This is a genomic window from Enterobacter cloacae complex sp. IR5458 (assembly GCF_049238025.1).
GTDB lineage: Bacteria > Pseudomonadota > Gammaproteobacteria > Enterobacterales > Enterobacteriaceae > Enterobacter > Enterobacter kobei.
Genome location: NZ_JBMKIF010000009.1, coordinates 76,828 through 85,377, shown reverse-complemented (window position 1 = coordinate 85,377; position 8,550 = coordinate 76,828). Strand labels below are relative to the sequence as shown.

The following is an 8,550-nucleotide window of genomic DNA, read 5'->3' as shown; positions in this document are numbered from 1 at the left end:
CCTTGCAGGTGTGCGGATTCCTGTGGATATGTCCACCAGATGGATGTAGCTATCCCTGGGAAAAAACACCCATTATTTTCAGTCTTATTTTGCGCAGCTATGCGCGTCTGTTTTTAACTCAAATCGGGTAATTTTGCGGCAGCGTTTTTCTCTATTCCAATAAGCGACATTAAATTATCAACCGCGGAAGCATAATTAATTGCCGAACTCCACCCATCATACTCAGCGATTATTTTTGCCGACGTGGCCTGCCAGACATCCTGCTCAACGCTGAGCAAATCATTAATACTCCGCTTGCTCAGGGTGTATTCATTTTTATAAACATCACGGGCACGCAGTGCATTTTCCAGCTGCAGCTTACCGGCTTCCATTCTTCCCCGTGCACCGGTCCAGTCAGCCTGCGCAACGGAGGCTTTTTGCAGAACATCGAAGCGAGCCTGATCAACCATAGAAGAGGCCATAGCCCGTGCGCCTTCTGCCTGACGCACACGTGCGGAGACCGCGCCGCCCTGATAAAGCGGTGCATCAATATTGAGCTGGATCTGGTCGTCCCAGTAAGAACGGTTGTCCGACTCATAACGGGTACGCCCCCCCTTCAGGCTTAAGGTCGGCCAGTGCTGGGACTTCGCCGTTTCCACGCCGTACTGGGCCGAACGCTCCCGGTTCTGCGCCGCTAACACCGTGGGTATCAAGGAATAATCAATGCGGTTAAGCGAATCAGGCTCAACGGCGAGGTTCGCAGGCACGGGCGAATAAGCGTCAGCCTGCATCCCGGTTAAGACCGCAAGCCTTGCGCGGGCGCTGTTTAAGGCGGCGTTATACTGCGCAACCGTTGCCTGCATGCCAGCAATACGCGTGCGGGTCTGCAGTTCATCGGAGGTGGAGCTCACCCCTGCATCCGCACGCAGTTTTGCCAGTTGCTCAACATTTTTAAGCGCCTGAACGTTGTCCTTTGCCGCCTGGAGCAGATCGGAATAGCGTTTAACTTCCACGTAGCTGAGTGCCGTTTTCTCCGCCACCTCAGAGAGCGTACTCATCAGCTGGTAGCGGTAACTATCGCGCTGGGCGGAAGACTGGCTGATGCTGTTATTGGTTTTCCCGAAATCGTACAGCAGCTGGGTCAGGCTAATCCCCCAGGCCGCAGAATTCTTCAGCGATCCGCTGGAATCGGTGGTCTGGCTATGACCCGTGCTCCCGTTCAACGCGATTTGTGGCATCCAGCCGCTACGCGCTTCATCTATTTGCGCCTGACCAATACCTAATTGCGCGGCCTGCTGACTAATTGAGGGATCGCGATCGATAGCAAAAAGAATACTTTCTTTTAAGGTCGTCTTTGCCACTGCGGCAATCCCTGCCTGGTGACTATTGGCATAAGCCGTATTTATGGCGAATGAAATTAATGCCAGTGCTGTTGTAAATCGGCGTAACATAGGCTTTCGCAATATCGTCATTTTTATCTCCCTGACTCTGAGCCAAACTCAGGCAATTACCCAAAAAGAGGTATAGATAATTAGACAAATATCTTCTTTAGCGTCCTCACTGAATTTCAGGTAAAACTCCCCCATACCCATTTCCATTGGAAGTGAGAAAGTCCGTCGTCTTATTTCAATTAAGAATTTACTTATTTCTTAAACTGATTTGCAGCATAACAAAATGTGGTATAGGCCACTACACCCACAATGTTAATGTGGTGTTACAAATAAGAAAAAAGATGGGGTTTCTGGACAAAACCATAAAAAGGGCATTTCAAATGAAACATATAAACCCTCTGTTATTTAAGGAAAATTCCTAATCTGCTCTCTGTACATTTTTGCGTTAATTTCGAAGAGCGTCAGACACAAAGATTTTCAAAGAAGTGTCAATTTAAGTCATTGCCGACCTCACGCCAAAATAAAAATCCATTAAAAAACTAAAGTAAGAGATTAAACGCCATTATAAATCTTATTTACAGAGCTTTATTCCGTACAATGGTATTATAATGGTTACATAACCCAAATCATTAAATAAAACATAACAATAACACTGTGGTTAACATTCAAAACGGCTTAATGATATCTGCTTAATACAAATGTAATAATCACCTACCGGAATGACTGCACCTCCCGACCGCTTACCCATTCCCCTGCTTCCCTCTGCGCAAAAATGCTGTATTATGCGAATTATTGCGACATTTTGCAGGAGTGCATCCATGCACAAGACCGCACGTCAACGTTATGTCCTTGATATTTTGAGCGATCAAGGTCAGGCCAGCATTACTGAGCTGGCAGAAAAGCTGCAGGTTTCAGCAGATACCATCCGTCGGGATCTCACCGACCTGGAAAATCAGGGGCTGGCCCAGAAGAACCACGGTGGCGCTATCGCCCTTAATCTTTCCGCCATGAATCGTCAGGGCCGCAACACGCTGCTGCCTGAAACCAAGCAACGCCTGGGGAAACAGGTCGCGCAGGCGGTTCCAGCCGGTTCCACCCTCTTTCTGGATGCCGGCAGCACAGTGATGGCCGTCGCGACCTTTCTTCAGGGGCCTCACACCGTGATCACCACTTCGCTGGACATCGCCCAGCATTTTAGCGACCGGGAAGACATTGATCTGATCCTGCTCGGCGGGAAATGGGACCCGAAACAGCGCCTGTTTGCCGGAAGCGCCACGTTGTCGTTGCTCTCCCGCTATCGGGCAGATATCGCCATTCTTGGGGCCTGCGCCATTCATGCCGAACTCGGCCTGAGTGCCGGTAAAGAGGCCGATGCTGAGGTGAAACGTGCGATGCTCGCCGCAAGCCATGAACACTGGATCGTGGCCGACCATCTGAAAGTTAACCGCTGTGAACCGTATCTGGTTTCGGGGTTATCCGACATTCATCAACTCTTTTTAGATCGTCCCTGGCCTGAGCTTGGGGACCCTGGCGCATTACAGGTCACGGTATGCGCGCAATAACGTGGAGAAGGTCATGAGTAAAGTTCAAACAATCAACATTGCGCTGATCGGGTATGGATTTGTGGGTAAAACCTTCCATGCTCCGCTGATCCAGTCCGTGGACGGGCTTAGGCTGGCGGTGGTCTCTTCCCGTGATGAAGAGAAGGTAAAACGCGATCTTCCGGATGTGCTTGTGGTCGCGACACCGGAAGAGGCTATTCAGCATCCTGATATCGACGTGGTGGTGATTGCCTCGCCTAACGCCACTCACGCCCCGCTGGCTACGCTGGCCCTGAACGCCGGGAAACATGTCGTCGTGGATAAGCCTTTTACCCTCGACATGAAGGAAGCCCGCGACCTGATCGCGCTGGCGGAAGAAAAACAGCTTCTGCTCTCTGTTTTTCATAACCGCCGCTGGGACAGCGATTTCCTCGGCATTCAACAGATTATTGCGCAAGGCACGCTCGGCAAGGTCAAGCACCTGGAGTCGCATATTGACCGCTTCCGTCCGGAAGTCCGCGTGCGCTGGCGCGAGCAGAACGTTCCCGGGAGCGGTCTGTGGTTTGACCTGGGGCCGCACCTGATCGACCAGGCGCTACAGCTGTTTGGCCTGCCTGAGTCGGTTCAGGGGAATATCGCGACGCTGCGCGAGGGTGCGGAGATCGACGACTGGGCGCACGTGGTTTTAAATTACCCGGCGCACAAGGTTATTCTGCACGCCAGCATGCTGGTCGCTGGCGGGACGGCGCGCTTTACCGTTCACGGGGATAAAGGCAGCGTGGTGAAGGCCAGAATCGATCAGCAGGAAGCACAACTGCTTGCGGGTGTGATCCCCGGCAGCGAAACCTGGGGAGAAGACAGCGACAGCATGATGTTCTTCGGGGCAGACGGTGCAACGCAGACCGTTGTCACGCCGAAAGGCGACCAGCGCCAGTATTACATCCACGTGCGTGATGCGCTGCGCGGGGAAATCCCCCACCCTGTTCACCCTGTCGAGGCATTAGCGGTCATGGCTGTGCTGGAAGCGGCGGTGAAATCATCAGAGACCGGGACAACGCAGACGCTGGCGTTAACGGCTGAAGAGCGTGCGCTGCTGGGTTAAAAAACAAGCCGGGTGGCGCTGCGCTTACCCGGCCTACGAGTTTGAGCCGTTTGTAGGCCCGTGCAAGCGAAGCGCCGCCGGGCGAAAAGACTACTGACGCTTTTTCGGCATCATGCGCAGCAGCGTATTGTCTTTCCAGAAATAGTGATGCATTAGCGCTGCCGCCGCGTGCAGACCAATCACGAAATAGCCGAGATTGGCCAGCGTCTCGTGCCACTCCTTCAGCACATCCACCAGATCAAAATTCCCTTCCGCCGCATGCGGCATCAGCATGCCAAAGGCAAACCAGTCGTTTCCGCGGTTATACATCATCACAATGCCAATCAGCGGCAGCGCAATAAACAGCAGATAAACGATGAGATGCCCAAGGTGCGACATACCGGTGATCATCGCTTTGGGTTTCGGCTGAATAGGCGGTGCGGGATATTTAAGGCGGATGAGCAATCTCGCCACCATCAGCACCAGCACCGAGATCCCGCAGGAGACGTGGATCATGTTTATCACCGGGCGATCGGTACGCGGGAAAAAGCCTCTAAACTCCATCGCGCAGTAGGCGACGACAACTAACAAAAACACCAGCCAGTGAATCGCAATCTGCAGGCTTGAATATTTAGTACGCATGGGATTTCCTGAAAAAAAACAGTCACCGCGCCAACATAATCTCCTTTCCTTAAAAATTCATTAACTTTTCTGTATTACTTTTCAGTCACTTCCCTGCGGATGAAGTATCTTCAATTGCCGCCCTGTCCGTGATGGTCTAAGCCTGGATGAGTTCAAACTGTCGTATCGACATGTTCACAGGAGAACACAATGAGTAAAATTGGCATTAACGGATTCGGACGCATTGGACGCCTTGTTCTGCGCCGCCTTCTTGAAACTCAGGACAGTAATACTGTCGTCGCCATCAACGACCTCACCTCCCCGAAAGTGCTGGCTTACCTGCTCAGACATGATTCCAACTACGGTGGCTTCCCGTGGAGCGTAGATTTCACTGAAGATGCGCTGATCGTCGACGGTAAGACCATTGCGGTATACGCGGAGAAAGAGGCAAAGCATATTCCATGGAAAACGGCGGGGGTGGATATTGTCGTGGAGTGCACCGGCTTCTACACCTCTGAAGAGAAATCCCGGGCACATCTGGACGCAGGTGCGAAAAAAGTGCTGATTTCGGCACCTGCAGGTGACATGAAAACCATCGTCTATAGCGTGAATGACGACACGATTAACGCCAGTGACACCATTATTTCCGTCGCGTCCTGCACCACCAACTGCCTGGCCCCGCTGGCAAAAGCCCTGCACGATGCGTTTGAAATAAAAGTGGGCACCATGACCACCATCCATGCCTACACCGGCACCCAGGCGCTGGTCGATGGACCGCGCGGGAAAGATCTACGCGCCTCGCGGGCAGCAGCTGAGAACATTATTCCGCACACGACCGGTGCGGCAAAAGCCATCGGCCTGGTGATCCCTGCGCTCAGCGGCAAGCTGAAAGGCCACGCGCAGCGCGTGCCGGTAAAAACCGGCTCCGTCACCGAGCTGGTCGCCATTCTTGGCAAGAAAGTTACCGTTGAGGAGATCAACGCTGCGCTGAAAAAGGCGACACAGGGGAATAAATCGTTCGGGTATACCGATGATGAAATTGTGTCGTCAGACGTGATTGGTTCGCACTACGGTTCGGTATTCGACGCCACACAGACGGAGGTGTCGGAAGCGGGAGACCTGCAACTGGTGAAGGCCGTCGCGTGGTATGACAACGAGTATGGTTTCGTGACGCAGCTGGTGCGTACGCTGGATAAGTTCGCCGCGCTGTGAAATTCCCCCTCACCCTGACCCTCTCCCCAAAGGGGCGAGGGGATTGCCCCGTGCTCAGATGATTTTACGCGCCACCTTCAGGACCGGATCCTGCTGAAGCTGTTTCCAGGCTTCGGTGACAGCCTCAGGGAATTCGACGTGCGCGATAAAATCCCGCCCGGCCGGGCCATAGCCGTTCTCATCGTCATACAGACGCGGCAGTTCCCCCATCACCAGCGAAAGGTAACGCTCAACGGCCCACAGCCCTGCGTTACCCTCGCTAAATACCACGCCGTTTTTGCCGTTTTGCAGTATTGGCGTCATTCCCGGGTGACTAATCCACTGCGGAGAAACGGGCTCATCGCGGCAAACGCGGGCGAATGTCGCCATCGTACGGCGCTGCATCGTCGGATCCTGCACCACCAGCATTCGTCCGCTTGTTCGCTGGTGCTGTTTCAGCATGTTCCAGCTAAATCGGGCATTTTCTCCGCAGTTAGTGGAGCGATCTTCAACCCACAGGCGCGACTCGGGGATCTGCCAGAACTCCCGCGCAATGTCGGCAAGAATGCTTGCTTCCGCCCGCCCGGACACCGGCAGTGGGTGATAACGGGGGTGGTGACGGATCGCATCATACAAAAACGTTGTCGAGTGGCCGATACCGCCGCTAATCAGCAGCGGAACCTGCTTTTCTGCGGCAATTCGGCAGGCGGCTTCAATGGTCGGGATCACCGCGTTTCCTGCCAGAATCACCCCATCAACATCCGGGGTTTGAGACGTGCCGCGGAGATCGTCCTGCGCCAGCCATTCACCGACAGTATTGATGGCCGTAAGCGTAGCGTCCGGCAGGACGGGGAAATGGGGCTGAACCATGGTGAACTCCTCCTCAGTGTTACCTCAGGGTAGCGACTTCGACTTATCAACACAACGGCGGTGCTGTGCCGCTCTTTTTCCTTAAAAGCCCTCTCAACATTTGATTAACATGCGTAAATCATATTCACTTGAATTATCATTTGCGGCAGACGTAGAATCGCCAGTCGACACATTTTTCCATTATTTCTAAGGTAAACAACGTTATGCGCCTGCCCGAACGCGATCCTTATGCTCCTCGCGAGTGGCAGCCACATGAGAAACCCGCTCTGCTGGGGTCGCCTTCCACACCTGAACACAGCACGCCCAAACGGATTGCCTACGGCGTCGTGGGCCTGCTGGTGTGCCTGACGGGGGCGCTGGGTAATGCGGTGGTGACCGCCAATCTGCAAAACCTGCAGGGCACCTTCGGCGCCTGGTCAACGGAAATCGCCTGGCTGCCCGCGGTCTATGTGATGACCAACATCTCCATCAACCTGCTGCTGGTCAAATTCCGCCAGCAGTACGGTCTGCGCGCCTTCACCGAAGGGTTTCTGGTGCTGTATGTGCTGGTCACCTTTTTCCATCTGTTTGTTAACGATCTCAGCTCAGCGCTGATGGTGCGCGCCGCGCACGGGATGGTGGCCGCCGCGCTCAGTTCGCTGGGGATTTACTACCAGATCCAGGCCTGGCCGGCGAAACATCGCCTGAAGGCGCTGACCATCGGTATTACCGGCTCGTCACTCGCCATTCCGCTGGCGCGGCTGTTTTCGACTGAACTGCTCCAGCTTGACGAGTGGCGCGGATTGTATTTCTTTGAACTGGGGCTGGCGCTGATCTCCCTGGCCTGCGTGATCGCGCTGAAGCTGCCGCCGGGCGACCGGCGCAAGGTCTTTGAGAAGAAAGACTTTGTCACCTTCTTTCTGCTGGCGCCGGGCATGGCCTTGCTGTGCGCGGTGCTGTCGCTGGGACGTCTGGACTGGTGGTTTGAAGCGCCGTGGATCGGCTGGTCGCTGGCGTTATCGCTGGTGCTGATTGTGTCCGCCATCGTCTTTGAACATAACCGCACTAACCCACTGCTGAATACCCGCTGGCTGTCGAGCGGCAGCATCGTCCGTCTGGGACTGATTATGCTGCTGATCCGCATCGTGCTGGCGGAGCAAAATACCGGGGTGATTGGCTGGTTACAGTATGTGGGATTACAGAATGAGCAGATGACCCATCTGGCGTGGTCCATTTTCGCCGGGATCGTCTGCGGGATCGTCACCAGCTGTCTCACCATCAAGCCCACAAAACTGGCGTGGCCGATTATCACCTCCCTGGCGCTGATGATCATTGCCTCGCTGCTGGACAGCCAGTCCAATAACCTGACCCGCCCGGACCAGCTGATGGTCAGCCAGTTCCTGCTGGGCTTCGGTAGCGCTTTCTTCCTCGCCCCGGCCATGCTGGCCGCCATTGGCGGAGTGATCGCCGACCCGCGTAATCTGGTCAGCTTCTCGGTCATGTTTGGCATGAGCCAGAACCTCGGCGGTCTGCTCGGGTCGGCGATCCTCGGTACTTTCCAGACCTGGCGTGAGAAGTACCACTCCAGCCTGCTGGCAGACCAGCTCACCACGCTCAACCCGCTGGTCAACGAACGCATTCAGCTTTATACCCAGATGTATAAAAGCCTGATCGGCGACAGTTCGCTGTTGGGGACTCAGGCGATTACCCAACTACAAAGCGTCACCGCCCTTGAGGCAAACATTCTGGCTTACAACGATACTTATCTTCTGACGGCAAGTATCGCTGCTGCCACGCTGGTCTGGATTTTATGGCGCTTGCTGCGTCTGCGCATCACTGCCCGTATGGCGCTGAAGAACGCCACCGGCAACAAGTAATTGAAAGAGTTCTGGAGAAT

The 8,550-nt window shown here is 54.3% G+C and carries 7 protein-coding genes; 4 read left to right on the top strand and 3 right to left on the bottom strand.

Annotated features, from left to right (window positions below; all coding sequences use genetic code 11):
* Window positions 1–113: 113 nt before the first annotated feature.
* The gene (locus ACOTYN_RS10010) at window positions 114–1,451 is read right to left on the bottom strand and encodes a TolC family outer membrane protein (protein ID WP_047344206.1); all 1,338 of its coding nucleotides are present in this window, start codon (window positions 1,449–1,451) and stop codon (window positions 114–116) included.
* 737 nt (window positions 1,452–2,188) lie between these two features.
* Here ACOTYN_RS10010 and ACOTYN_RS10005 point away from each other — a divergent pair.
* Together ACOTYN_RS10005 and ACOTYN_RS10000 are read left to right on the top strand one after the other, a co-directional pair.
* A complete protein-coding gene (locus ACOTYN_RS10005) occupies window positions 2,189–2,932 on the top strand; it encodes a DeoR/GlpR family DNA-binding transcription regulator (RefSeq protein WP_023338309.1) in 744 nt (247 codons plus the stop codon).
* A gap of 13 nt (window positions 2,933–2,945) precedes the next feature.
* Entirely contained in the window at window positions 2,946–4,013 is a 1,068-nt protein-coding gene (locus ACOTYN_RS10000) for an oxidoreductase (RefSeq protein WP_071922257.1), read from the top strand.
* A 90-nt stretch (window positions 4,014–4,103) separates the two neighbouring features.
* Here the strand turns inward: ACOTYN_RS10000 and cybB are convergent, their stop codons facing one another.
* Window positions 4,104–4,634, bottom strand: coding sequence for a cytochrome b561 (gene cybB / locus ACOTYN_RS09995; protein ID WP_071922258.1), 531 nt, complete (start codon window positions 4,632–4,634; stop codon window positions 4,104–4,106).
* A 189-nt stretch (window positions 4,635–4,823) separates the two neighbouring features.
* Here cybB and gap point away from each other — a divergent pair, with 189 nt between their 5' ends.
* Complete coding sequence (gene gap / locus ACOTYN_RS09990) at window positions 4,824–5,825, top strand: type I glyceraldehyde-3-phosphate dehydrogenase (RefSeq protein ID WP_023330368.1); 1,002 nt, start codon at window positions 4,824–4,826, stop codon at window positions 5,823–5,825.
* A gap of 54 nt (window positions 5,826–5,879) precedes the next feature.
* On the opposite strand, the gene ACOTYN_RS09985 is transcribed toward gap, so the two are convergent.
* The gene (locus tag ACOTYN_RS09985; RefSeq protein WP_014883762.1) at window positions 5,880–6,674 is read right to left on the bottom strand and encodes a YdcF family protein; all 795 of its coding nucleotides are present in this window, start codon (window positions 6,672–6,674) and stop codon (window positions 5,880–5,882) included.
* A gap of 203 nt (window positions 6,675–6,877) precedes the next feature.
* On the opposite strand from ACOTYN_RS09985, the gene ACOTYN_RS09980 reads away from it, so the two are divergent.
* On the top strand, window positions 6,878–8,530 hold the full coding sequence (locus tag ACOTYN_RS09980) for an MFS transporter (protein ID WP_023337255.1): 1,653 nt from the start codon (window positions 6,878–6,880) through the stop codon (window positions 8,528–8,530).
* The last annotated feature ends 20 nt before the right edge of the window (window positions 8,531–8,550 follow it).